23 protein-coding genes and 1 tRNA gene are annotated in these 25,197 nt (G+C 63.8%); 3 read left to right on the top strand and 21 right to left on the bottom strand.

The window, feature by feature from the left end:
• Nucleotides 1-85 precede the first annotated feature (85 nt).
• The gene (locus GGQ90_RS10515) at nt 86-1,045 is read right to left on the bottom strand and encodes a LysR family transcriptional regulator (protein ID WP_188082102.1); all 960 of its coding nucleotides are present in this window, start codon (nt 1,043-1,045) and stop codon (nt 86-88) included.
• Between the two features lie 113 nt (nt 1,046-1,158).
• Between GGQ90_RS10515 and GGQ90_RS10510 the strand changes: the two genes are divergently transcribed.
• Nucleotides 1,159-1,232: transfer RNA gene (locus GGQ90_RS10510), tRNA-Gly, on the top strand.
• Between the two features lie 113 nt (nt 1,233-1,345).
• Here GGQ90_RS10510 and GGQ90_RS10505 read toward each other — a convergent pair.
• The 6 genes from GGQ90_RS10505 to GGQ90_RS10480 all read right to left on the bottom strand — a co-directional run bounded on the left by GGQ90_RS10505 (nt 1,346) and on the right by GGQ90_RS10480 (nt 6,870).
• Nucleotides 1,346-3,097, bottom strand: coding sequence for an ABC transporter ATP-binding protein (locus tag GGQ90_RS10505; RefSeq protein WP_188082101.1), 1,752 nt, complete (start codon nt 3,095-3,097; stop codon nt 1,346-1,348).
• A complete protein-coding gene (locus GGQ90_RS10500) occupies nt 3,094-4,053 on the bottom strand; it encodes a phosphoenolpyruvate carboxykinase (ATP) (RefSeq protein WP_188082100.1) in 960 nt (319 codons plus the stop codon). The genes GGQ90_RS10505 and GGQ90_RS10500 overlap by 4 nt, the downstream gene beginning before the upstream one ends.
• A complete protein-coding gene (locus GGQ90_RS10495) occupies nt 4,050-5,936 on the bottom strand; it encodes an asparagine synthase-related protein (RefSeq protein WP_246428202.1) in 1,887 nt (628 codons plus the stop codon). Before GGQ90_RS10495 ends, GGQ90_RS10500 begins: the two co-directional genes overlap by 4 nt.
• A complete protein-coding gene (locus GGQ90_RS10490) occupies nt 5,933-6,340 on the bottom strand; it encodes a lasso peptide biosynthesis B2 protein (protein WP_246428201.1) in 408 nt (135 codons plus the stop codon). The genes GGQ90_RS10495 and GGQ90_RS10490 overlap by 4 nt, the downstream gene beginning before the upstream one ends.
• Before the next feature lie 10 nt (nt 6,341-6,350).
• Nucleotides 6,351-6,650: a PqqD family protein gene (locus GGQ90_RS10485; protein WP_188082098.1), complete on the bottom strand. Its 300-nt coding sequence runs from the start codon at nt 6,648-6,650 to the stop codon at nt 6,351-6,353.
• Between the two features lie 79 nt (nt 6,651-6,729).
• Nucleotides 6,730-6,870, bottom strand: a complete 141-nt coding sequence (locus tag GGQ90_RS10480) for a lasso RiPP family leader peptide-containing protein (protein WP_188082097.1) — start codon at nt 6,868-6,870, stop codon at nt 6,730-6,732.
• A 297-nt stretch (nt 6,871-7,167) separates the two neighbouring features.
• Here GGQ90_RS10480 and GGQ90_RS10475 point away from each other — a divergent pair, with 297 nt between their 5' ends.
• The gene (locus tag GGQ90_RS10475) at nt 7,168-8,223 is read left to right on the top strand and encodes a nucleotidyltransferase family protein (RefSeq protein ID WP_188082096.1); all 1,056 of its coding nucleotides are present in this window, start codon (nt 7,168-7,170) and stop codon (nt 8,221-8,223) included.
• A 15-nt stretch (nt 8,224-8,238) separates the two neighbouring features.
• Here the strand turns inward: GGQ90_RS10475 and GGQ90_RS10470 are convergent, their stop codons facing one another.
• From GGQ90_RS10470 to GGQ90_RS10435, 8 genes are all read right to left on the bottom strand, one after another.
• Nucleotides 8,239-9,309 (bottom strand): mannose-1-phosphate guanylyltransferase/mannose-6-phosphate isomerase, encoded by a 1,071-nt coding sequence (locus GGQ90_RS10470; protein ID WP_188082095.1) that lies wholly within the window; start codon nt 9,307-9,309, stop codon nt 8,239-8,241.
• A gap of 24 nt (nt 9,310-9,333) precedes the next feature.
• A complete protein-coding gene (locus tag GGQ90_RS10465; protein WP_188082094.1) occupies nt 9,334-10,125 on the bottom strand; it encodes a cupin domain-containing protein in 792 nt (263 codons plus the stop codon).
• A gap of 201 nt (nt 10,126-10,326) precedes the next feature.
• Nucleotides 10,327-10,755 carry a hypothetical protein gene (locus tag GGQ90_RS10460; protein ID WP_188082093.1) on the bottom strand — a complete coding sequence of 143 codons (429 nt, stop codon included), beginning with the start codon at nt 10,753-10,755 and terminating at the stop codon, nt 10,327-10,329.
• Nucleotides 10,756-10,836: 81 nt separating this feature from the next.
• A complete protein-coding gene (locus GGQ90_RS10455; RefSeq protein ID WP_188082092.1) occupies nt 10,837-12,108 on the bottom strand; it encodes a lipopolysaccharide biosynthesis protein in 1,272 nt (423 codons plus the stop codon).
• 5 nt (nt 12,109-12,113) lie between these two features.
• Nucleotides 12,114-13,199 (bottom strand): acyltransferase family protein, encoded by a 1,086-nt coding sequence (locus tag GGQ90_RS10450; protein WP_188082091.1) that lies wholly within the window; start codon nt 13,197-13,199, stop codon nt 12,114-12,116.
• Complete coding sequence (locus GGQ90_RS10445) at nt 13,196-14,467, bottom strand: polysaccharide biosynthesis protein GumE (protein WP_188082132.1); 1,272 nt, start codon at nt 14,465-14,467, stop codon at nt 13,196-13,198. Before GGQ90_RS10445 ends, GGQ90_RS10450 begins: the two co-directional genes overlap by 4 nt.
• Entirely contained in the window at nt 14,460-15,587 is a 1,128-nt protein-coding gene (locus GGQ90_RS10440) for a GumK N-terminal domain-containing glycosyltransferase (RefSeq protein WP_188082090.1), read from the bottom strand. Before GGQ90_RS10440 ends, GGQ90_RS10445 begins: the two co-directional genes overlap by 8 nt.
• On the bottom strand, nt 15,584-16,567 hold the full coding sequence (locus GGQ90_RS10435; RefSeq protein WP_188082089.1) for a glycosyltransferase: 984 nt from the start codon (nt 16,565-16,567) through the stop codon (nt 15,584-15,586). Before GGQ90_RS10435 ends, GGQ90_RS10440 begins: the two co-directional genes overlap by 4 nt.
• Before the next feature lie 293 nt (nt 16,568-16,860).
• Here GGQ90_RS10435 and GGQ90_RS10430 point away from each other — a divergent pair, with 293 nt between their 5' ends.
• Nucleotides 16,861-17,847 (top strand): glycosyltransferase family 2 protein, encoded by a 987-nt coding sequence (locus tag GGQ90_RS10430; protein ID WP_343053675.1) that lies wholly within the window; start codon nt 16,861-16,863, stop codon nt 17,845-17,847.
• Here GGQ90_RS10430 and GGQ90_RS10425 read toward each other — a convergent pair.
• The 6 genes from GGQ90_RS10425 to GGQ90_RS10400 are packed head-to-tail and all read right to left on the bottom strand — an operon-like array spanning nt 17,805 to nt 25,192.
• Nucleotides 17,805-18,821, bottom strand: coding sequence for a polysaccharide pyruvyl transferase family protein (locus tag GGQ90_RS10425; protein ID WP_188082087.1), 1,017 nt, complete (start codon nt 18,819-18,821; stop codon nt 17,805-17,807). The genes GGQ90_RS10430 and GGQ90_RS10425 overlap by 43 nt on opposite strands.
• A complete protein-coding gene (locus tag GGQ90_RS10420; RefSeq protein WP_246428200.1) occupies nt 18,818-19,837 on the bottom strand; it encodes a glycosyltransferase family 2 protein in 1,020 nt (339 codons plus the stop codon). Before GGQ90_RS10420 ends, GGQ90_RS10425 begins: the two co-directional genes overlap by 4 nt.
• Before the next feature lie 34 nt (nt 19,838-19,871).
• Nucleotides 19,872-21,767, bottom strand: a complete 1,896-nt coding sequence (locus GGQ90_RS10415) for a WecB/TagA/CpsF family glycosyltransferase (RefSeq protein WP_188082086.1) — start codon at nt 21,765-21,767, stop codon at nt 19,872-19,874.
• Nucleotides 21,768-21,803: 36 nt separating this feature from the next.
• A complete protein-coding gene (locus GGQ90_RS10410) occupies nt 21,804-22,514 on the bottom strand; it encodes a P-loop NTPase family protein (protein WP_188082085.1) in 711 nt (236 codons plus the stop codon).
• On the bottom strand, nt 22,511-23,878 hold the full coding sequence (locus tag GGQ90_RS10405) for an exopolysaccharide biosynthesis protein (protein WP_246428199.1): 1,368 nt from the start codon (nt 23,876-23,878) through the stop codon (nt 22,511-22,513). Before GGQ90_RS10405 ends, GGQ90_RS10410 begins: the two co-directional genes overlap by 4 nt.
• A gap of 12 nt (nt 23,879-23,890) precedes the next feature.
• Nucleotides 23,891-25,192: an AAA family ATPase gene (locus GGQ90_RS10400; protein ID WP_343053672.1), complete on the bottom strand. Its 1,302-nt coding sequence runs from the start codon at nt 25,190-25,192 to the stop codon at nt 23,891-23,893.
• Nucleotides 25,193-25,197 lie beyond the last annotated feature (5 nt).

Here is a 25,197-nt window from a genome sequence, read left to right as displayed (position 1 = left end):
TGTTGCATTTTTGCACGGCATGGCGCGCAGCATATTGCTGGCCGCAAAAACGGATCAGCCGCGCAATTCCGCCATCATTTGCTGGTCAGAGGAAGAGGAAATCCGCCAGCGCCTGCACGCCGGGGCGCGACAGCGATCGTTCGTTGACGGTTTGGCGCACCTCGATCGCGGGCAATGGCACGTCCAGCGCCAGCCGGCGAATGCCGCTCATCCGCCCCAGGTCGCGCGCCATCGGGCCGAAGGCGGCGAAACAGCCCGCGCCTTCGCGCAGGGCGGTGATGATGTCGAACATATTGTCGGTTTCCAGCATCACCGGGCCGAGCCGGGCGTTGCCGCGCGCCAGCGCGGCGTCGATGATCGGGCGCAGCCCGTTGCGCGGATCGACCGCCAGTTGCGGGGTGATGGTCAGGTCGCCGCGCGACACGCTGCCCGCGCGCGCCAGCGGATGGTCCGTCCCGGCATAGAGGTTGACCTGTTCCGACCAGCCATAGCGGGACGGCAGGCCGGCCGGCTCCTCCAGCGCGTAGAAATAGGCGATGTCGGCGCGCAGCGATTCGATCGCCCGCGCCGCATCGACCGCCGACTGGACGCTCAGGTCCAGGGTGATGGCGATATCGTCATTGGCCGCCTCGAACGCGGTCAGTGCATCCTGGAAATGACCGAACACCGGCGCCGGTGTCGCCAGGATGATGGCGCGATTGGGGGCAAGGGGCGTGGCCGGCAGCGGCGGCAACTGCGCCTCCGCATCCAGCAACAGTTCCGGTGCGGGTGACGGAGGTGGTGGCGCCTCGTCCTCGGCCCATTGGCTGGGGTCGTCCTGCGCCAGCAGGGTCATGGCCTGCGCCGTGCGCCGTCCGGCCGAGGTCAGCCGCGCGGCCCCGCGAAGATCGTCGAACAATCGATAGCCCAGCCGCATTTCCAGCGACGCCATGTCGCGCTCGATCGCGGCGGACGAAACCCCCAGCGTCTGGGCGCAGCGCGTCAGGCTGCCCGCGGCCACCATCTGCGCGAAAATGTCGAGTTGGCGCAGGGAGGGGTTTGTCATGGCCGAGCGATAGAGGAAAGACGAGGCCGGGTTAAGGGGCGTTCTCACGCATTTACCATCAATGCGCTGTTGACGAGCCCCCGTGAATGATGGCAGGGCGCGTCACCTGACGGGCGGGTATAGCTCAATGGTAGAGCACTAGCCTTCCAAGCTTGTGATGCGGGTTCGATCCCCGCTACCCGCTCCAGTCCGTCCCAAATCCCTGAAAATCAACGAGAACCTGCTCAAAAGCGGGTCGCTTGGTGTGTCCGGGACACAAAGGTGGGTCTGGCTTGGAGATTGGAGGACGGCGTTAGGATATCAGGCTTGTGCCATTTTTCCTGCGGTGTCGTTGCACGACGCCGGAAAATGCGATCGGATCTGCACGATCCGGCCCTGATCAAGAAATACGATCCGATCGGCCAGGGCGATGAGCGACGGCGTATGGGCGATGGCAATGATGGTCATGTGTCCCCGCAGGCCGGCAATGGCGGCCTCGATCTGGGATTGGGCCTGCGGGTCCAGCGCACTGGTCGCCTCGTCGAGAATCAGCAGCCTTGGCCGGCGCAACAATGCGCGGGCCAGTGCTATTCTCTGACGTTCCCCGCCTGACAGACGGCTGCCGCGATCGCCGACGATGGTGTCCAGTCCGCTTGGCAGGCATGCGACAAAATGTCGGGCGCTTGCAGCTTCCAGCGCATCCCACATGTCCGCCTCGCTGGCATCTGCCCTGGCGATGCGCAAATTGGTGGCGATGCTGTCATGCAGCAGGAAGACATCTTGGGGAACATAGGCAATCTGGTCGCGCCAGCCGCGATCCTGCGGGGCCAATGGCATGCCGTCGATCAGTATCTGGCCCTCGCCGGGTTGAAGCAGGCCCATCAGCATGTCGGCGGTGGTGCTTTTGCCGCAGCCTGACGGCCCTGCAAGGGCGATGATCTCGCCAGCCGCGATGTCCAGATCGAGCTTGCTGATCGCGGGGGCGGTTGCGCCCGCATGGGTGATCGACACGTTGTCGAAGCGGATCTGCCGCTTCAGCGTCGGCACCGTTGCCTGCTGGGCTGATCCTGCACCATCCCGATCCGCTTTGAACATCAGGATCAATCCTGCCACATTCTCGAAGGCGGGCATGCTCAGGATCAACTGCTGCAAGGTTTCCTGCACTGCATTGAAACGAGGCGCCAGCCGCATGAACAGCAGCAGCATCGTGACAAGTTGGGGCAAAGGCAGCCCGACATAGGCATAGGCGACATAGACGAACAGTGCGGCCGCACTGCCGCTGACAAGCTGGAACAGCGCCGAGCTATTGCTGGTTAGCCGCGCAAACTCGATAGTCGCGGTCCGCAGTGACGTCAGCAGTCGATCCAGCCGATCAAGGTAGAAGGCTTCGCTGTTGAAGGCCTTGGCGATTTTCATGCCGGCCACGAATTCCGACGTCACATGCTGTCTTTCCTGCAGCGCGTCCGCCATGAAGCGGGCATGGCGCGCGGTCTTGCGCCGCATCGGATAGAGCGCGGCCAGCGTGATCGTCCCGATCACCAGTGCGAACAGAGTCATGCGCCAGGAAATCAGGGCTGACAGCAGGCCGTAGAGCGTCAGCCACAGGAAATTCTGGCCGAGCGACATCAGGCTGAACAGGCCGAGCTGGACCCGGTCGACATCGGCGACCATCGCATGGTTGAGGTCCGATCCGCGCATCGCCGCCACCTGCGCCCAGGGGCCCTGACCGATCGCGGTGAACAGGCGCATGCGGATGTCGTCCACCGCCTGCTGCATCGTCTTGGTCATGAGCAGGATGCGGTGCCGGTTGACCAGCGCCTGGGCCAGCATCAGCAGGATGATGCCGGCCAGCAGCCAGCCCAGCGACATCGGCCCGACAACGGGCAGCGACACCGTATCGGGCGTGGCTTCCGGGTCGGCACCGATCAGGCGCATCAGCGGAATTACCGCCAGCAGGGACAGAGCCTCGACGATGCTGCCCGTCAGGATCAGCAGCAGGATGATCCCCGCCTGGCGCGCATGGCCCTGCAGGGAAAAACGGGCGAAGCGACGAAGCTGGCGAAGCAGGGTCATGCGCCTTCTTCACAATCGGCTCTCACCAGTTCGACGGTTTCCTCCAGCCGGTTGAGCGCATGGGGTACATGCAACGTGGCGACGCGCACCTGGCGCGCCAGTTCCGCGCACTTCTGCATGTGGCGCGCTTCATCCGCTGGCGAGAGCGCCACCTTGCCGAAGCGGCTTATGTAGGAATAGCGCAGAATTGAGGTCAGCGCCTGGGTGCCGGTCAGTGGGCTGAGGCCGGGACGCTCGCCTACACGATCCAGGATATAGAGGCATTTGGGGGCCACCCAGTCATGCTGGAAATCCTTCGTTAACCGATGTTGCCGCTTCTCGAAGGTGGGATAGACCAGCGGCAGGGGCGTGGCGGAGGATAGTTTGACGGCGTCGGCGGCATCCTCTGCCAGCTTGATCTGGCCATAAGCGGGCAAGATGTGCAGCGCGCCGGCAGGGTCGCTTTGGATCGCCAGCAGATCGTCGGTCAGCAGGCGATGCCCTGCGCGCAGAAAGGCGGCCGCCGTGGTCGACTTGCCGGCCAGCTTGTCGCCCACGAAGATGATGCCATGGCCGTTGATATCGATTGCGCTGGCATGAAGCGTGACCAGCTTTCGCATGTGGAGTGCCAGCGCCATGATCGGACCGAGCAGCGGGAAGGGGAGGTAGGTGACCGGCGTATCGGGATAGGGCTGCACCTCGATCAGGGCCGGCCCGTGGAACTGGAAAGCCGCGACATCGGGCCAGGCCAGGAAATGGGTGCCGTCCCGGCGGAATTGCGCCACCACGCCCTGTTCCCGCGTGGGCAGGGGCATGTCTCGTCCATAGACGATCTGGATGTCGGGCGATCCACTCGGTTCGATCGTCGTCAATTCCGGTAACGGAATGTCGGATTCAAGCGTCAGGCCGAACGCCCGATAGGTGGAGCGCTGGGCACTGCGTGCCGTCGTCGTCTGTGGGTTGGGAACCAGCGTCATCTCGTCCTCCCGCATGCAGAAACAGTTTCAGGGATGCTGTCCGCAGAACGGGCCAGCCATCGGCCCAGCAAGGCGATGCGCCAAGCGGCGAAGAGTGGCGTTGTCCCGCCCGCATCGCCTTGGTCGAGCCGAGCAATGGCGGCGCGCGCGACGCTCAGGTCGAGATAAGGGGCCAGCATGTCCGCCTGCCCGTCCAGGACGCTTTGCAAATGCGTGCGATGGCGCGCCATGCCGGCCCGGAACTGACCCGTGAAATCGAACTTGTCGCGCCGCAGTCGCACCGGTTCGGGCAGGGTGCCGGCCATGGCATCGCGCAGGATCGCACGGGGATAGCCCTTTGCCAGTTTTGCGTTGGAAGGCAGCGACAGGCAGAAATCGACCAGGCGGCGATCGTAAAAGGGGAAGAGCAGTTCAATGCCCGCAGCGGCGGCAGCACGGTCCAATATCTCGAACGCATAGGGCTGATGCGGGCCGGTCAATATCGCCAGATGGCGCTGCTGCTCGGTCTGATAGGCTGATCGACTGGGGGCGATCGCCTCCTGGCGAGCCCGGATCGCGGTGCGCCGGGCAAGGTCGGGGGCGACCAATGCGGTGGTGAAGTCCGGCCCTGGCGAGACGGCAAGGCTTGAACCGCTCATGCGCCGCCAACGCTGGCGGATCTTTCGGATCGCCATGACATGGTCCAGATGCGGGGCCGCAACGTGCCAGGTCGAACCGCCGAACAACCGCGCCACGCCGTTCGACTCGCGCCAGAGGCTGGCCCAGCGATGCGCCATCGCCAATTCATTGAGGCGACCAAAGCCATGGGATACGACTTCGTCCCCGCCATGGCCGTCGAGCAGGCTGGTTATGCCCGCGCGACCGGCATGGTGATAGAGGCGGCGCGATGCGCCATGATTATAGGCGAGATAGAGCCCGGCCTGTTCGTCGAGCGTGGTGTCGATGTCACGGAGCGGATCATGGTCGTCGCTGGGCAGATATTGGGCAGGGAAACGCCCCGCCTGGACGACCGACTGTAGGAAGGGGCCGTCGCTCCAACCCGGTGTCGCGTCGAAGGTCATCGACAGGCTGGGCAGGGGCGGTCGGTCATGCGCTTCGCCAATCCGGGAGGCGGTCATCGCGATCGAGGAAGAATCGAGGCCGCCGCTCAGCAGGACGCCCGTCGACGCATCGGCCATGCGGCATGCCACCGCCTGCTCGAACAGATGGCGGAAATGATCGGTCCAGTCTTTCTCCGGCGGCGGCGCTTGCGGCGTCAGTTCCCAATAGCGCTGGATGCGGACATCGCCTTCGGTCACGAGGATGTTATGGCCAGGGGGAAGGCGCCGGATGTGGCGATAAAGGGTGCTTGTGGTGTCGGCGACGGCGCCCGCGACGAAATCGGCGATGCCGGCATCATCGATCGCCGGCGATACGCCCGATTGCAGCAATGTGCCGATCGTCGTGGCGGCCATGAACAGGCGCGGCGTGCTGTGATAGTAGAAGGGGCGGACACCAGAATGGTCGCGCGCGCCAAACAGCGTGCGTTCCTTTTCATCCCACAGGAGGAAGGCGAAGTCCCCCAGCAGATAGGCCGTACAATCTTGCCCATACCGGTCATACAGTGCGGCGATCAGGCTCGCATCCGGCAGGTGGGGGTAAGGCGGAAGGCCAAGGCGGGACTCGATCTCCGTGCGATTGTCCAGGCGCACATCGGCCGCAACGATAAGGACCGGGCGCGCGGTGTCGGGATAGGGTGCCTCCATGTCGGTTCCCGCGAGCATCACCGGCCCGTTACGGGCAACATGCGACACGCCGCGCTGCCGAAGGGAAGCAAGCCCGCTATTGGGCCAGCGATCGGCCGGCCGCCCGTCGCGATGGAACAGGGCGGCGAAGGCGGTCATCGTGGACGCGGCCGATCCAGATCGGTGAGGGGGCGGAATCTCGCCAATTCCGATCGCGTGCCGCCGATCACGATCCGGTTTCGGCCGTCCAGCAACCAGGCGTGGGCCATGATTGCGCCCTTGTCATCGCGCCGCACACCGATGCGGATCCAGCTGTGATGGCCGATCCAGGCGAGCAGCGTCCGGGTCGCCACCGCTTGGGTCAGGCAGGTTGCACCCGGCACCAGACGGGCCGCGATCTGGACGGCGCGGGCCGTGGCGTCGATCCAGCGCCGATCGCCGGCCCCCGCCGATTGCGGCAGCCATGCGATCAGACGGGCATAGCCGGCAAGGCTGAGCGCCAGGCGGACGCCTGCGACCACCGGCAGAGCGATCGGCAGCATCACCGCCTTGCGCAGGCGCATGCCGGTTCTATCAGGCTGCCAGGACATGTTGAACGCGGATCAAGGCCGATTGCGACAGTTTCGTGAGCAGCGCTTCCAGATCCTGTCGGCAACGGTCTGCATCGACATTGAAGCGCTGCATCAGGCTGGCCTGCAGGTCGGCTACACTGGTCGGTTCGGCAATCGCCTCCCAGACATGGATGCTGACCTTGTTCATCGCAAAATAGCGGCTGGAACCGATATCCAGCAGCACTCGTTCATTGTCGAGGTCGCAGAAGACGATCGTGGGATCGGCTGTGACCAGTGTCGTCGATGACCATTGCTGGCTCATGAGCATGTCCCCCTTGCTTGTTTTCCCGCGTCGGAAAGCGGAAGGACGTCCCCCTCGTGTGAAGAGGACGTCCACTCTGTTACGAGAACAGAAGGTGCGACGAGGGCGTCCCTACCGGGTAGACCGCGTCGAGGAGGCCGCTCGCTGCGCCGCCCTGCGTCAGGGCTTCGAACGAGCCGAGTTCGATCAGTTCGGGCGATTCATAATCTTCCTTTTCCATAGTCGACTCCTCATCAATTGCTGAATTGCTCAGCATGTTGCAGCTTCATTAAAGTAAATCATCAAGTCAAATTCCAATATGTCAGCGGTAATACCTATAGGTATAAATACATATCGCTATTGCTTTGATTTGTGGGAGAGTGGCTTCTGAAATATCCAGGATGAAAGCCGGCATGATATGCGAAGTGATGCCAGGTCCGATCAAAGCCGTTCGATCGAAATCCTGCGAATTGGGGTGGCATTGTCTGTTTCGGGGTCTGTTTCGGATATCCGCCCCATTGCGTCATTACCTGATCCAATGGACGTCGATTGGGCCGCGGTGACGCGGCTGGGCATGAACAGCAAGTTGTTGGTGCAGGCCGCCAACGGATTGAGGCGGATCGGCTATTCCGTGTCCGAAGGATTCCGGGAGGATGAGAATGGCTATCGCAAGTTCATCCTTGCGATGAACGGCCTGAACCTCACGTCCCTGTCTGATATTGCCGTCGTTCTCCGGCAGGGAGGGATCGAATATATCCTGTTCAAGGGACCGATCGGGCAGTGTGATGCCTATGGTAACTATTTTCAGCGACCCTCGTCTGACATCGATCTTCTGGTCGATCGGCGGGATTTTCCCCGCTGCACTGCCCTGCTGGAGCGGGCCGGTTATGCCTTGCCGGCGGAATGCGACCGGATCTGGTGGCGCAGCTTCCTGGGCGAGCAGCATTTTTTCTCCGTGGGGCAAAGGCGGGCAACGGTCGATCTGCATCATCGCCTGCAACAGCCTGGTTGCCCGCATCCGCGTAACGTCGGGGCCTTTTTGACTGATGTGGCGACACACCGGCTGAACGGTGTCGACATTCCCTGTATGTCGCTGATCCACGCTACGCTGCTGGCCAGTCTGAGCTTCGTCAAATCCCTGGTGCAGCATTGCCATGCCGCGGCCTATCTTGCCGATTTTTCGGCGTTGCTGCTCCGTCTGTCTCCCACCGAGCGCGTCGAACTGCATCGACGCGCGGTGGCGCAGAATGTCGAGCATAGCCTGCGCTTTGCTTTGTCCTGTGCCCGGAGCATGTTTGCGGTGGGCGTGCCCGAACTACCCACTTTGATCCCGGTCGAACGATTGTTCGGCGATGATCTGGTGCGCGCGATCTTCACGCCCGATGATCCTGCCATCGTCTGGCCACGGCTTCGCCAGTTGCTGTGGGCATTGTGCGACAATAGCCGGCCCGGTCAGCGGCTGGGCACCTATATCCGGGTCGGGGGCAGTTTCCTGGCATCGAAAATCGCCCGGAAGCTGCCGGCGCCACGCGCAAAGACCGACGGCTTTTCCTGCCCGGAAGGCGCCATTGCCGGGCTAAAACATTCGGCATAGACGCAATGGAACGGCTCAGGGCGTGCCATTCCCCGCCAGCCGATCGATAATCTGTCGCACATTCTGAGACTGGCCGCGCGGCATGATCAGCAGGTCATTGGCATGGACGACGACGATCAGGTCGCTGATTCCCAGCAAGGCGACGTTGATCTCGCCCCCACGTATCAGGCAATTCTGGGTGTCGATGGCCAGCACATTGCCCTGGATGCTGTTGCCGGCCGTGTCGCTGGCGCTGATCTGGTGCAGCATGTCCCAACTGCCGACGTCGGACCAGCCGCACCGCACCGGCGCGCAGGCGACCGCTTTGGCTTGCTCCATGATGGCATAGTCGACCGATTGCGACGGTGCATGCGCGAAGGCGGCGGAATCGGGCAGGATACGGCCCGCCTGTCGTTGCGCCTGGCGCATGGCTTCCCCGGCTGCCGCCAGGATCGCTGGTGCATGCTCCCGCAACTGGTCCAGATACATATCCGCGCGGAACAGAAAGATGCCCGCGTTCCAGCAATAGCCACCCTCGGCCAGCATTGCCGTCGCTCTCGCCAGGTCGGGCTTCTCCACGAAATGCTCGACGGCGCGCACCCCGGGGCTCAGCACATGAGCCATGCGGATATAGCCATAACCCGTTTCGGCCGTTTCCGCCTCGATGCCGAAGGTCACCAGCCACCCGGCGATCGCCAGCGCGCGGGCGCGTTCGACCGCCTGGTGAAACGCCGGCAGGTCCGCGATCACATGGTCGCTCGGCATCACCAGCAACAGGCTGTCCTTGCTCGGCGCCGCCAGCGCGCCCAGCGCGATCGCCGCCGCCGTGTTGCGTGCAACCGGTTCCAGGATCAGGGTGGCATCATCGACGCCTACATGTGCCAGCTGCGCCGTGATCATGTCGGCATGCTGCGCATTGGCGACCAGGATCGGCGGCGCGAAGCCCATTTGCGGATCGACGCGCCGCACCGTCAGTTGCAGCATGGTCTCTGCCTGGGTCAGCGACAGCAGTTGCTTGGGTTTTTCCGGCCGGGACATCGGCCATAGTCGCGTGCCCGATCCGCCGGACAGGATCAGCGGCTGGATCATCGGCCCTCCGTTGGTCATTTGCTACATACTCCTGGGCTGGCGCTAGATGGTTGCGAACAGATAGTCGGCATCGCTTGCCGCATGGATCGCCGGCCTGGCCTGCGTCAGCAGCCAGCATTCCCCGGCACGCCAGGTCTGGCCGTCTATGTCACCCCGGCCGCGCAGAGGAATGAACCAGGCCAGCCCGGCATTGGTGATCTGGATCAGATCGCCGCTGTGCATGTGCATCAGTCGTAGGCCGAAGCCGCCGTCGGACAGCAACACACCGGTACAGCCCAGCGGGCGGTGCATGCTGGGCATTGACGAGGTGGTGACGGTTGGGCTCCCGATGGGCGGAGGACAAGGCACGACGTGAAGCTCGTCGGGCAGGCCGGCATCATGCTGTATCCCGACCAGGGAAATGCCGGATCCGATGACATGGGGCGTGCCCGGTGGAATGAAGAAGAAGTCGCCGGCTTGAACCGCGCACCAATCCATGGCGTGCTCCAGAACGCCGTTCTGGGCTGCGCTTCGCAATGACTGCTGGTCTTGCGGGCGGGTCGTGCCGATGCCGACACGCGCGCCGGGCTCCGCATCCAGAATATACCAGCTCTGCGTCCGGCCGCCGGCGAGGCCATGGGGCTGGACGATCAAGTCCCAGGGATGCGTCTGAAAGGCGAAGCGCGGATTGGTATAGACATATTTGACGAGCAACGGGTCATTGATGCGTTCCGGACGACCGAACCGCAACTCACCGATGCGCTTGCCCAATTTGTCGATTGGATGATTGGGTACGGTATCCTTGCCCCATATTTTCTCAACGAAAGTCGGCTGCAACTTGATGCCTGGCATCATGTTGCGTTCGACATGCCGTCCCTGATGGGGCGCCGTACATGCGTGGAATGGTCGACCTTCCATGGCTGCCTCGTCGGTTGGATGGCAGCAGATAGGTTGAGGCTTTGCCGTCAAAAAGAAATCCGGTCGAACACCTAGATGGAGGTGAAGGATGACACGGGCATGGCATCGGGCAGATGGTTGATCCGCGTGGCGTCCCCGTTACCGGCCAAGCCCCTGGCTGATGTCGAGCGACGCAACAATGCGTCGTTGCGCGGCTTTAGACCCCCTGAATATGAGGATCAGGATCGGATCGTCGATCAACTCGATGCGATGCGCGGCGGGGTAGAGGGTGCGGATCTGGTGTAGGGGCGTCGCCAGCCTGTCCCTGTCGCCCCTCACCACGGCAGGCACGATCAGGCGCTCGAAACGCCAATAGTCGGTTGCGAGCTGTCTGGCGGTCACGCGATGGCGCGTTCCGTCAGGCATCACCGCAAACATGCGATGGTTCATCACCAGTCGATCCAGCGCCGGACGCGCCCCCATCATCCGGACATGACGCAAGATGCCGCCATGGCGGTAAATCTGGCCGATGTCATGCGAGATTTGCACCGTCATCATGAAGGCGATGGCGGTCAGGAAAAGGATCATCCATGCTCTTTTCGCGGCGGGGGGACGTCAATGCGCGCCGGTTAGCATCTTGTCCCATGCGGCGACATTGCGGGCGACTACCTACGGTGCGGCGGACGAGGGCAGACCTGTTGATGCGCCGACATCTCCTCCCGCAACCGGCGTGCCTGGCCTTGCCAGCTTCTTTCTGACCATCATGATCGACGGCAGGGTCGCAATCCCGCTGCCGATGGCAGCGCCCAGGATCAGGGCGGTCAGGCCCCAGTGCGCGCAGGCCAGTGCGCCGGTGACGGTGCCAAGAACGCAGAGCCACATCGACAGGTTGACGCGGTGCAGGTCGGCGGCTGTTCCGATCCCCGTGGCGACGGCGCGAGGCACCGCTTGCAATATCTTTACCGTGCCGTTGACGCAGGCGGCCAGGCACAGGCCGATGCCGACGACATAGCGCCCCTGGGTGAAGATGTCGGCAAAGGGCGGCGCGATGAGGCAGACGATGATGGTCGAAATGGCGGCGAGCGCGGCGAACATACGGATTTCGTGCACCAGCAGCTTTCGCTGTCCGTCAATGTCGTGAATCTTGCGGAGCTGCGGTGTCAGGGACGCGACGATGCCCGCGCTCAGGACGCGGAAGGGCGCGATCGCGACCGATGTCAGCACCGCGAAGGTGGCCAGATCCTCCAGCGACAGCAATGGTGGGATGAGCAGGCGTTCGGCCTGCACCAGCACGGCACCTGCCGCGATGATGCCCAGCAGCGGAAAGGCTTCGGCGAGATGGATGGGCGCGGCTTCGCTGGCCATCGTCCGCTCGTGACCCAGTGTCACGATATAGGCGGCGATCACGGCGATGCTGCCAAATCCCGCCAGCGCCAGGGCAGCTTGCTCCTCGTCGATGATCCATCCCCCCAGCGCCGCGATGCCGACGCACAAAAGGCCCCAGTCCGCTGCCGTGTCGCAGAATATGGCGATGATCGCGACGCCATGGCGTCGGAGCGCGCAGGCCGCCGTGCGCAGCAGCGCGAACATCAGCGATGCACAGGCGATCGCGATGGCGGCGGCGGGAATGACGCCATAGAGGCGGCTCGCAATCCAGGCGCCCGCCAAAGCGATCAGCGCCGAGGACAGGATGATGGGGGCAAGATAGCGTCCGCCCAGTCGCCTCTGGCTGCGCAGCAGCAACTGGTCGAGCCCCAGCGGCCCCATGTTCGATGTGATGATCAATATCGCCACCATCAGGGCGAAATGGCCATAGGCGCTGACGGTCAGAGCGTGCGCGAGCAGCAGATTGCCGAGCGCGAACGCCCCGCCACTCATGGCGAAGATCATCGCCCCTTGGAGACTGGGGCTGAGCAGGACTTTCCGAAGGGCGCGGAGCATGGCGATCAGGTCTCGACTGTCACGGGCTGGGGGGATACGGGCTGGCGGCGGCCCCATATCGTTGTCAGCTTGCGGCGAACCCAGTTGCCGACCGGCCGCTCGAACAGTTCATGGGACAGGGCGGCAGCCAGGATCGACAGCGTCAGCGCCAGGGCGATCTGCACCGGCACGGGCAGCCCGAATGCCATTCCTGCCAGCCTCGCGAACTGGAAGAGCGGCATGTGCAGCAGATAGAGCGAGAAGCTGTAGGCGCCCAGCCGGCGCATCACGCCATTGCCCCAGACCCGATCGTTGATCGGGTGCGGGATCGTCGCGCCCAGGATGATCAGGAGGCTGGCCGCCAGTTTCAGTGGATCGCCATAATAGACCAGATGCTTGGGATCGTGCCGGGTGGACGGGAATATCCAGTCCATCATGGACGCGGGCGGATAGGCCAGCAGCGCCAGGAACAGCAGGCTGAACAGCGCGAGCGGGATGAACAGCCGCTCCAGCTGTGCCGGCGTCAGCCTGCGCACCAGCACGGCGCACAATATGCCGGCCATGAAGATGTGCATCTTGGCGAAGGCGGAAAAGCCCGGCAGCCAGGGGCTTGCCGCATAACAAAGGGCGATGGCGCCGCCGATCGCCAGATAGAGCCAGCCCCTGATCGCCTTGCGCGCATAGGTCGCGCCCCAGATGAGAGGGAACAGGAAGTAGAACTGGAATTCCGGACCGATCGACCAGAAGACCGAAACGGAACTGGTGAAACTGGCCTGCCGCACCAGTTCGACCAGGCCGATGGGATAGATGAAATCGGGATAGAAGCGGTAGATGGCGAAGGAAAGCAGCGAGATGCAGGCATAAAGCGGTACGATCCGCGCGATCCGGGCGGCGGCATAGGATGCCAGCGCCGCACGGTCGGGGGAGCGGGGCAAATAGAGATGGCCCATCAGGAAGCCGCTGAGCGTGAAGAAGAGCAAGACCCCATAGTCGCCGACATGATGGTTGACGATGACCGGCAGGGCGAAGGTCGGGAAATGTGACAGCACGACCAACATGGCGGCCAGGCCGCGTATGCCATCCAGGGCAGGAATGTGCCGGCCGGCTGTCATGGCCGGGCCGCCGCCTTCTCTGCTTGTCGGCCTCGGGCATGGCAGAAGCCGTAGAGCGCCCACATTGCCGCCGCCGTCTTGATCGACAGCAGCGAGTTGCTGATCGGCAGGCACAGCGTCAGGAACAGCATGATGCCATGTTTGGCCATGCGGTTCCCTGGATCGCGGCCGAAATTGCTGAGCGCCAAAGTCAGCCAGAGACCGAGCGCGATCAACAAGGATTGCGCCTGGACGAAATCGGCCCACCCTGCGTCGTCGAAGCGGATGCGCTCGACCCGGACGCCCAGCAACTGGACGATGTCCATCGATCGCAACGCATCCAGGCCCACGCTGAGGCGGCCGGTGAAATTGTCGCCCGGCCCGTCGAGGACGCCCAATGCCTCGCCGACCACCAGCGCAAGCAGCAGCAGCGGCAGATAGAAGACGCTCCAGCGGTCGGGGATAAAGGCGCAGATCGGCAGATAGAGGCCGAAGAGCAGGATGACGCTCATCGCCAACCGTCCATCGCAGATGACCAGCAGCAGGCCGGTCGACAGGATCATGAACAGGCGCGCGCGCTGTGACAGGTCGCGCCACAGGGCGGCGGTGAAAATCACGCCGACGATCGCCCAGTTGCCAAGCGATACCGGCTCCAGAAACAGCGAGGAGCCGCGATGCAGGCCAAGCCCGTCGAGCAGCATGCGGCCGCCCGGTCGTGCGGAACTGAGGAACAGGTCGCCGCCCGCCCAGAAGGCATCGGCCTGATAGCCGCGGGTCTTCACATAATAATCGAGCACGCGGAAGGTCGCGCCGAAACCGGTCGGACTGGCCAGTTCCCACAGGCCGACCAGCAGGATGAGCCCCTGCATGGCCAGGAAACAGCGGCGCAGCAACAGGCTGTCCATGCGGCTGCCCAACAGTATGAAGGCCGGGATCAGCAATATATCGCCCAATATCTTGGGCTCCATATAGGCGCGCACCGCGCTCGTCAGGAACACCGTCAGCACCAATGTCCAGGTCATTGCCAGCCAGCGGAATGTCAGCGGTAACGGTTGCAGCGCGCCGATAAACAGCGCGCCCAGCACGATGAGGCCCTGCACGCCGGAGACGGCGCCGGGGCTGAGCGGTGCGACATGGGCGTTGACCCAGGCCAGGGCAGGGTTGAACAGGATCGTCGCGATCAGCAGGACTGCGGCGGCAATGTTCAGCAGTTGCTGATAGGATAGGGCCTGGCGCTCGGCGGCAGCGATCCGTGCCAGGGCCGGCGGCGAAAGCGCGAGATCAGCCACGGGCCGCATCGATCAGCTGCTCGGCGATATCGCTCCAGTCCTTGGCCGGCATCGGATGGCGCCCGGCATTCAAGGCGCGCTCGAACGCGGGCGCCAGATCCTCGACATGACCGGGCCGATAGCCGAAGCGTAGCGGATGGTCGCCGACGGCAAAGTCGGGGCACACCGAAGGCAGGCCGATAGCCTGATATTGCAACAGCTTCAGGCTGGAATCGGCGAGATAGGCGGCGGCGGCGGCGCGCTGATAGGCGGCAATGCCGACATCGGCATGCTGCAGATAGGGCAGGGTCTGCGCAAAGGGCATTTCGTCATGCTGGACGACATTGGCCGGAAAGATGCTCTTGGGGGATCCGATGGTATGGAAGGTGAAATCGGGACGCGCCAGCGCCAGCGCACGGAGCGCGGCGGCGTCGAACAGCATTGATCCCACCGTCACCGCATTGCGGGCCGCTGTATAGGGATTGTCGGTCGCGCCATGCAGGATCGCCTTGTCGACGCCGTGCGGAATGAACATCTTCGGGCAGCGATAGGCGTCGAAATGCGGCAGCATGGAGCGGGCGACGACGACGATCAGGTCGATGTCCTGCTCCGACTGCCAAAGCATGTCCTCGATGCAATCGGGAACGCCGGCGGTCGCCAGCAGGTCGGTGGCGCGATAGACCAGCCGGGCCGACGGGGCGACGGCACGGATGCGCTTGATCAGCGCTGGCGCAATGCCGGATTCGATGATGATGATCTCTGCATCGCGGGCGGCATCGTCCAGCGCGGCGCAGGCATTGTTCGCCCAGCGGCTGTAGAGCCAGGATTCGACCCCGGTCGGAACCGGCAGCTTCACCGGGTGCCAGGCGCTGCGCCACAGATAGGCGCGCAGGCCATCGATCACTTCCCAATTGTTGGCGCGGTGGAACAGGGCGGACCGGCTGTCGCCGCGCAGCCGCGAAAGCCAGCTATAGCCGATCGACAGAAAGGCCACGTCATGACCTTGCTGCGCCATCTGCCTGGCGACAAAATGCACGCTGGCGCGCCGCGCGGTGCGATAGTCATGGCGCGACACGATCAGGATGCGTGTATTTTCGGTGGTGTGGGGCGCGGGCGCCACGTTCGATGCCGCCCCCTTCATGACCGTGCCCCCGTCGTGGCGAGAATCTCGTCATAATAATCTTCCAGTGCGGCGACCCGATGCCGCAGGTCGAACTGCGTCGCGACATGGTTGCGGCCGGCCTTGCCGAAATCCTCGCACAGGTCTGGCGCCAGCAGCAGGGTGCGCAGATGGTCCGCGAAATCCTCGACGCTGCGCGATCGGGCCAGCAGGCCACTCAGGCCGGGCTTGATCGCCTCGCGCATCGGTCCGTCGTCGAAGGCGACGATCGCCATGCCCATGCCCTGCGCCTCCATCAGCACGATCGGCAGACCTTCGGAATCGCCGTTCGCGGCGCGGATGCTTGGCATGGCGAATATCCGATGGCTTGCCATGGCGGCGAACACCTCGGCGCGTGATCGCGCCCCCAGGAAGGTCGGCTTGATGTCCAACTGCCGCGCCCGTTCGACCAGTGTCGGCATCAGCGGACCGTCCCCGATGATGGTCAGCGGCTCGCTTCTGGCGCGGGCGGGCAATTGTGCCCAGGCATCGAGCAGATAGTTGACGCCCTTCTTCTCCACCAACCGGCCAACGAACAACGTTCCGCGCCGTTGCTCGGTCGATGGCGGATGGGGGAGGCTCGCTGTGTCGATGCCCAGTGGAATGACGCGCAGCTTTTCCTCGGGATATCCCGCTTCCAGCAGGCACTGCTTGATCCATTGCGACACGCAGATGACACCATGCACATAGCGCCGCAAAAAGGGTTTGAGCGCCAGATACCACAGGCCCTCGGTCCGGCGTGCATGTTCGCGCGCCGTGACCGTGGCGTCATAACCATGGGCCGTCACGACCAGCGGGATGCCGCGCCGCGCAGCCAGAGGCAGGATGGACGCACCGTCCTGCAGGAAATGCGCATGGATCAGCCTGGTCCGGGGTTCGGAGAGAAGGTCGCCGATATGGCGATAATTACCGGTGACGCGGCTGTATAATTTCTCATACCGCCCGGCTTGGGAACGATGCATCAGATGCGGCACATGGCCATCGACCATCATGTCATTCAGCAGTCGTTCGGTAATGATAACCGGTTTGTATCTGTTGAGATGATGAATATGATCAGAAATGAAGGTTTCTGACAGAGGTAAAAATCCTCGTCTGTAAATTGCAACGGTGGGGTGATTTGTAAATTTCACTAGGTGAAATTCCTCAATTCGTTGCGGATACATCGATTGATATATCGAAGGTCATTCAGGCTTTCGAGTAAGGCATAACACCTATGCAAATGCCCTCCATCTCATTTGACACACCGTCCGTCAGCGTGGTGATCGCAGCCTTCAATGCCGAGGAAAGCCTGGTGCGGGCGGTGGAATCGGCTCTGGCCCAGACCGTCCCGGTCGAAGTGATCATCGTGGACGACGCGTCCGGCGACCAGACGCTGAAACTGGCCTTCGCGCTGATGCGGGCGCATCCCCAGGTGCGGATATTGACCAGTGGCGCGAATGAAGGGCCGTCGGCCGCCCGCAACAAGGGGATCGTCGCGGCCCGTGGTGAGTGGATCGCGATTCTCGACGCCGATGATGCCTTCGCGCCGGAACGGCTGCGCCAACTGATGATGCTTGGCGAGCGACATGATGCCGACATGGTGGCCGACAATCTGTGCCTCTACGACTGGAATGCCGACAGGGTGGTGGGGACGGCCCTGCCGCAGCCGGGGGAGGTCGTGCGCCACATCCATCCGGTCGATTTCGTCCGCAACGCCATTACCGGCCAGTCGCGTTTCGACTTCGGTCAGTTGAAGCCGATGTTCCGGCGCCGTTTCATGATGACGCGCTGCCTGCGTTACCCGCCCGACCTGCGTCATGGCGAGGATTTCGCCCTGATGTTCGATTGCCTGCTGGCGGATGCACGCTTCATCCTGACGAGCGAAGCCTATTATCTTTTTACCCAGCGCCATGGCTCGATCTCGGCCCAGGCGTCGGGCCAGTCGCGGACCCATCTCAACCTTCACGCCATGCGGGACCATAGTCTGGCGCTGCTGGATCGGCCGCGGGTGCGCGGCGACCGGAGGCTGACGGCGCTGCTCAACCGGCGGGCCAGGGCGATCGGACAGCAGCTCAGCTGGAGCCGGGCCTATCCCCATCTGCGCGCGCGCCAGCCGCTCGCGCTGATGGGCGCAATGATGCGCGAATGGAGCAATTGGCCGATGCTGGCGCGCCATCTCTTCCGCCGTTGGCAGAATCGGGGGATGATGATCCGGGGCGTTCAGGCCGATCGCAGCAATTTGTCGAATTCGACGCTGAGCTGATCTACGCGCTGGGCAAAGATGCGATCGCCGCTCAGGAAGCCGGTGGCGCTTTTCAGTCCATATAACATCGCGCCAAGCCGTTCCGTTTGCCGTCGGTCCCGCTGTGCGATGGCGCGCGCGACGATCGCCGGTTGAGGGAGGCGGCGCGGCAAGGCCAGCAGATGATGTTTCATCCGCGGTCGGACCGACATCCACCAGGGGCGCTGTTCGTTGCGCGTCATCCGGCGTTGGTGGGCAAGTGCGCGTTCCGGGTTCGGCCGGGTCAGGCGATAATGTTCACCGATGATCCGCCGCACTTGGTCGCGATAGGCGCCATCCAGGCTGGCTATGGGCAGCGCGATCGGTTCATAGGGCAGGTCGAGCGACATCGTCCAGTCGAGCCATTTGAAGCTGTTGATCCGGCCCGAACTGGACACGGGGATCCAGGGCACGCGCATCGTGTCGGCAATGATCGCCGCGTGCATGGAATCGGCGATCACCAGCCGCGCATGGCGGATGCGGTCGATCACCTGATGCGCGCATTGCCGCGGATCGACCAGGCCGATCCCGGCCTGCGCACAGATGGCGGGCCAGTCGCATTCGTTCATTGCCTCATAATGGGGAATCAGGATCGTCGCCCCGCGCTCGCTTGCCGCTATCGGTCTCAGTCGTTCCAACGTGGAGAGCAGCAGCGCCCCATCGGCGATCGCCCGTTCGGGCTGGCCCAGCACATGAGCGGTCAGCGGCCCGCGCAGGGCGACGACATCCCAGCGATCGCTGGCGAAATCGCTCGGTCTGGGGCGATAGCCCAGGCCGCTTGAAAAGACGCGGATCTTCGACGCTGGCGGCATGGCATTGCCGATGATCGTACCGATCCCGCAGAACAGCGTGTCGGCCTCGTCGGACCAGCGACCGGGCGCCAGTTCCTCCCACAGCCAGCTGTTGAGGTCGTCGCCGAAATTGCCTTCGGCCGCGCGATAATAGAAAAGTCTCATGTCGCGCTTTCTCCCAGCGACGGACCGCGCCAGCCCAATTTGTCGATGATGACGTCCCGCCACAGCGGCAGCAGTTGCCAGCGCACCAATCGCGCCGCCCGCAAGATCGTGCGGCGGGCATCGCCATCGGCAAAACCGCGATAAAGACGAGGATGCAGGAGGATCGCGGCGATTTCCCGCTGCAACGTGGCGATGCGGTCGCCGATCAGGGCGGAACTGTTATGGCCGATGCCCGGCGTCGTCGCCATCAGCCGGTTGGCCAGGATGGTGGAAATCAATCGCCGCAGGTTGCGGCTGTTCAGCCGGTCATGGGCATCGCGATAAAGGTTGATGCCTTCGCCGCGCACGGCGTTGGCCTTCGTTGAAAAGCAAACGCCGCCAGCGCGGTGGGCCAGCCTGACCCACATCAGCCAATCCTCTCCGGCATAGCGCAACCGCTCGTCGAAGCGCAGGTCATGCAGCGCCCGGTTTCGCAGGATTACGGCCGATGTCTGGCAGAGATATTCGGCCACCATCGGCGCCCCCGCCTGGCCGGGCAGGAAGCGATACAGGGGCCGAGCCGGCACGATGGGCGCAAAGACCGGCTCGCTGTCGCCCGACAAAAACAGATCGCGGGACGCGAACAACGTCGAAGGCGGCATGGCGCTGTCGCAGAAATAGAAATCATGTCCCATCTCTAGTGCATCGATCCCCTCCTGCAGATGGCATGGCGCCCAACTGTCGTCGGAATCGAGAAAGGCGACATAGTCGGCCTGGGGATCGACATGGTCGAGGCCGCGATTGCGGGCGGCGCCCGGCCCCGCATTGGTCTGGCGGACGATCCGGGCGTTCAGCCATTGGGGCAGCGACAGATTGGCCAGTTCCGCGCCCGGCGAAATCGGCGAACTATCATCGACGATGATCAGGTCGACGGCGGCGGGCCAGGGGAAAATCTGGTCGGCGATCGATCGGACCGCCCCCGCCAATATCCCGGTTTCGCGCTGGAAATAGGGGATGATGACGGCGATCCGGCGCATCGCCCTGTTTTCCCGCATGGGTGGGCCGGACAGGTCAGGCCGCATCGGCACCGCGGGCGCTCTGGGATTGCGGTGGGGTGGGCGAGGGCGAACCCGTGGGATAGCCTGGACGGGCATCGCGCAAAGCATGAGCCAGGAAACTGACATTGCCGCGCAGATAGCGATCCGCCAGCCGCGTCGGTTCGTTGAGCAGGCGATAGACCCATTCGAGCCGCATCCCGCGCAGCCATGGCGGCGCGCGGCGGACATGGCCGGCCGTGAAATCCAGCAAGGCGCCGGCGCACAGGACGGGGCGTCCGAAGCGGGGCGTCCATCTGGCTGCCCATAGTTCCTGGCGCGGATTGCCCATGGCGGCGATCACCATGTCCGCGCGACTCTTCTGTATCCGGCGGCTGATGTCCGCCTCTTCCTGTTCGTCGAAATAGCCATGCTGGATGCCGACGACACGGACATGGGGGTAGCGTTGTTCCAGTATCTGCGCCGCCCGTTCGGCGATGCCCGGTGCTGCGCCGACCAGGAACAGCCTCAATTCCCCATCATAGTTCGCGATCAGACGCGGGATGAAGTCGGTCCCGTTGAGATTGTCCGGGAAGGCCGCGCCATAGCGCAGCCGGCTGGCGATATCGACGCCGATGCCATCGTTGAGCAGCAGGGCGCCTTCAAGCGCGGTCGTCAGCCCCTCGACCCGTCGCGCCTGGTTGACCAGATGGGCGTTGCAGAAGGCGATCACCCGCGGCATCTGGTCCCTGATGGCTTGGGTGACCTGGTCGATCGCCTCGTCATTGGACAGGACGGCGACCTTGAGCGTCCCGATCTGGCGGAAATGGCGGCCCAGCACATGGTCGTAGATGGCCAGCATATTGGCGCTGACCTGTGGCCAGCCATAGGCCAGCAGTCCGGCCATGGTGGTCGGCGCGGTCCGGCGCTGACGGGCGGCACGCACATCCTGCAGCAGGCGCGCGGCGGATAGCGGATCGGTAAAATCGATCAGGCTGCCGACGTCCAGCTTTGTGCAGGATCGGCGATGGGCGGGAATGTCGCTGACCACAGGATAGAGCCCGGCCGACACCGCCTCGATCAGCGAGATGCCGAACCCCTCATAGGCGCTGGGCGAGGCAAATATGCTGCTGCGCGCGATCAGCGCCCGCAATGCCGCATCGCTCGGGCTGTCGTGAAATTCGACGACCGCGTCCAGTCTCAACGCCTCGACCTGGTCCCTGAGATCGGCCAAGGACACGCCCATCGGCTTGCCCGCGATGATCAACCTTGCATTGCCGTCCAGCCGATGCAGATGGGCGAACCAGCCGATCAACTGGTCGATCCGCTTGTTGGGAGCGATCCGGCCGAAATAGATGATCGTGCGATCATGGGGATCCTGGTGCGCCAGCCCCGCGAACTTGGCGATGTCCACGCCATTTTCCACCATGGTCAGCGATTGCCCGCAAATGCTGGCGAAGGTGGCATGATCCGCCTCGCTGCAGGCAATCACGGCGCGAAACCGGCTCAGCGAGACGCGGGTGACGCTGTGAAAATAGAGTTGCTTCAGGCGCCGGGCATAGCCGGTGTGGAAAAAGCCGCCATGGGTGCTCAGTACCAGCGGCTTGCGATGGAGCCATTTGGTGATCGACAGATAGTCGGCAAAGAAATCCACGGCATGGACATGGACAAGGTCGCAATCTTCCAGATGGCGAAGCACTGAAGGGGCCAGCGGATAGCGCCGGCCACCGCGAAACGGCACCCGGATGACCTCGACATCATCGATCGTCTCCGACGGCGGTAGGGCCGCACCATCGCCATCGAAAATCCGGTCGAGCGTGATCATCCGAACCTGATGCCCGGCGCGGGCCTGTTGGCGGCACAGATTGCGGGTGAAGCTTTCCAGCCCGCCGATGCCAGGATGATATTGTCGCGAGATATGCGCTATCTTCATGATCTGTCCTGGTTTTGATGCTCCCGTCCACTGTCGTCAGATCAGCATGATCGTCCCGATCAGTGCGGTGTTCAGCATGGTCAACTTGTTGATTGCGGTCTTGAGTTCGCTCGTCGATGTCTCGTCGCGCCGGACCGCGACGATGGCGCAATCCGCGCTGCCGGCGGCATGGGCCAGGTCGGCGACATGGCTGGCATCGACCAGGCACAGGTCGAAATGACCGCTAATCGCCGCCAGCCGTTCGGCCAATGGCGGCAGCGGATTGCCGTCGGCCGTGCAACCTTCCTGCAAGGGCGCCGCCAGGGCGAAGAGCGAACGGATATTGGTCGGCTGCACGAAGGCGAATGGCTCTTCCATATCCTCCGGCGTGGCCCGGCGCGGGCTCATGTTGAGCAGCCGGTGCTGGATGAAGTTGGAATGCTCCATATCGACGATCAGCGTCCGCAGGCCGCTGAGCGCAGCCGATACCGCGATATTGGCGGTCAGGATCGCGGCCTGCTCGACGGCATCGATCGCAATGACGGCGATCGATCCCGGCGGGCCGCCATCGGGCCGACGCAGGGCCGACAGCGTCGACTGGATGTCGCGGGCCTGCTCGGCCAGCCGCTCGGCCGGGGCGTTGATCACCGCGATCAGCGGATCGACGTTCACATTGGCCGCCGCCAGGATGTCGCTGTCCTCGACGCCATAGGCCGGCGGCGGAATGGTATAGACCTGTTCGACAGGCTCGGTGGAGCGCAGCCTCATGACCAATGGCCTCCTTCGATACGCAGTTGTTTGCCCTTGAGGCGCAGATCCGCCTGGCCGAGCAGGGGAACGCCGGTAAGGTGGGTAATGGCATCGCGGCTGCGGACCCGCGGGCGCAGCCACTCGGCCAGGATCACGGATCCGATGGCCAGCATCGTCGCCACCATCGTCATCATCAGGAACCGCACGCCGATGTTCGGGGCGTTGGGGAACATGGGCGGTTCCGCGACATTGAGCCGCACGATATTGAGCGAGGGCGCCGTGCTTTTCGCATGGAGCTGCGACAGTTGCTCGGTCTGCGCCTCATATTCCTTGCGTGCCGACACGACATTGCTTTCCAGCACATTGAGCTTGCCGCGATCGGCGGCGAGCGAAAGCATGCGTGCGCGATGCCGGTCGAGCAGCGCCTGCATCGTGCCCTGATTGGCCGACGCGGCGGAACTGGCGGCGGCCAGCGTGCCGGACGTCTTTCCGGATTCCTGCGCCAGGCTATCCTGCATCTGCTGCAATTGCTGGCGTGCTGCCCGCATGGTTGCGTGATTGGGGCCAAGTTCCGCCGCCATCTGGCTGATCTCCGCCGATTTGGCGGCGATCTGCGATCGCAGTCCCTGGATCACGCCACTCGACTGGACGTCCGGCATGCTGGCGCCGCCGGCCGCGCGGGCTTGGGCTTCGGCGGCAGTGGCTTCGGCCGACGACAATTTGGAGGACAGTTCGCTCAGCCTTGTGCTTTCCGCGTCGATCGCGCCGGTCGCTACGATGCCATGGGCACGCTGGAAATCGGCCAGCTTGGTCTGGGCATCTTCCATGCGCTTTTCCGACTGGGCGATCTGCTTCTGGAACCAGCCCGCGAAACGCTGGGAAAACTCGTTGCTGATGCTCAGGCGGGTATCGTTGAAGGTCTGGGCGAAGCTGTTTGCCATCAGTGCCGATCGTTCGGGATCCAGGCTGCGATAGCTGACCTCGATCGTATTGCCGGCCGCGCTCGGCAGCACTTCCAGCCCGCCCTGGACACCACGCGTGATCCAGCCTTCGAAGCTCTGGCTTCCGCTGGCCTGTTCCTGCCACCGCTGACGCAGGGCAGGGTCTTTCAGCAGGCCGAGCCGATCGACGACCTTGCGCGCGATCACCTCGCTGCGCAGGATTTCGGCCTCCGTCGCCAGCATGCTTGCGCTATTGGCCTCGTTGGTCTTGCCGCCGGTCGGGTCGGGCGCGCGGGAATCGAACAGCAGCAGCGCCGACGCCCGATACTCGCGCGGCGTGATCGCGATCCACAGGAAGGTCAGCGCCATGATGCTGCAGAAGATGATCGTCGCCATCTTCCAGCGTTGCAGAATGGCTCTTGTGACATCGAACATGTACATCCTATCGATCCCTTACAGCGCGACGCTCTGGCGGTGGGCGTCGACCAGGCTCACGACCTGGTTGTTGAGATGGTCGCCATGTTGGCTGGCGAAGAGCATGGCGAGCAGGAACTGGGGGGCCAGGCTGTCCCGGAACATCATTTCGCGGCCGCCGGGGCGGGCGTGCATGGTGCGGGTCAGCAGTGCCATCGCCAGGCTGGCCTGGTCGCACTGTGGCTCCACGTCGCCCGGCGCGATGCCGGGCGGAATGGTGGCGGCGCGCGCAACCCGTTCGATCATCGGCCAATGGTCGCTGCCCAGCCCGATGGCTTCGTGGAACAGCGCGGCATCGGACGGATTGGTGATCTTCCAGTCATCGACCGACCGGACCATGCCAGCCAGGACCGACGACAGCTCGACCACCGTCTTGCGCTGGCGCAGCGCCTCGAAACAGGCGAGCGCGCAGAACAACCGGACATGATAGGGCGAACCGCAGGCGATATGCGCGATCGTCTCGCGTGCCGCATCGGTGAAGTTCAGCCCGGCATGGGCGGCGCCCCGATCGATCAGTTCGTATACCGCGTCGCTGTCGATGCGGACGATCGGCACGGCGGAGATATGCCGCCGCAGCGATTCATGGCCGGCAATCAACTGGTTCAGGCCCGATGCGATGCCGACCGCGACGATGTGGACCGGCACCGCCGCGTCCGACAGCAGCTTCATCAGCCGCGCCAACTCCGCCAGCACGTCCGTATCCGCGACCCGATCGAACTCGTCGAGGATGAAGATGAACTTGCGCTGGCCATGGTCGGCCAGGATCTCCACTACGTCACGCGGCGTCAGGCATGCGGGGATGGCTGAGGGGGGCGGTCCGGCGCGGGGGGCATTGGTGCGCGCGGCATCCAGGAACGGTGCGATCAGACTGGTGAAATCCTGGCCCGGTTCGCATGCCATGTAAAAGACCAGATAGCCGCGATTGTCCGCCATATTGGCGAACACCCGTGCGAGCGAGGTCTTGCCGGTGCCGCGCCCGCCGAAGATCATCGCATGGTTGCCGCGATCCAGCACGCCTTCCACCAGAAGATCCATTTCCTGTTGCCGGCCATGCAGATGGCGGGCTGCAGTGACCGGCTGGGTCGAGTTGAAGCCCTTGCGCACGGCCGATCGCATGGCGTCGATCGCCATCACCTCGGCCGGCGCAGGCGGGGCGGCGGTCGGCGCTGCCGATGCCCGATCCAGCATGGGTGCCGGATGGCGCTTGCCTTTGGCCTGACGGGCGTTCCGCTCACCGGCGGAGAGACCCAGCCATCGGGCGATTCTGGTGAAAATATTCACTGCAT

This window comes from Sphingobium scionense (assembly GCF_014197035.1).
In the GTDB taxonomy this organism is placed as follows: domain Bacteria; phylum Pseudomonadota; class Alphaproteobacteria; order Sphingomonadales; family Sphingomonadaceae; genus Sphingobium; species Sphingobium scionense.
The sequence above is the reverse complement of the archived record's forward strand: the minus strand, read 5'-3'. Positions and strand labels throughout refer to the sequence as shown.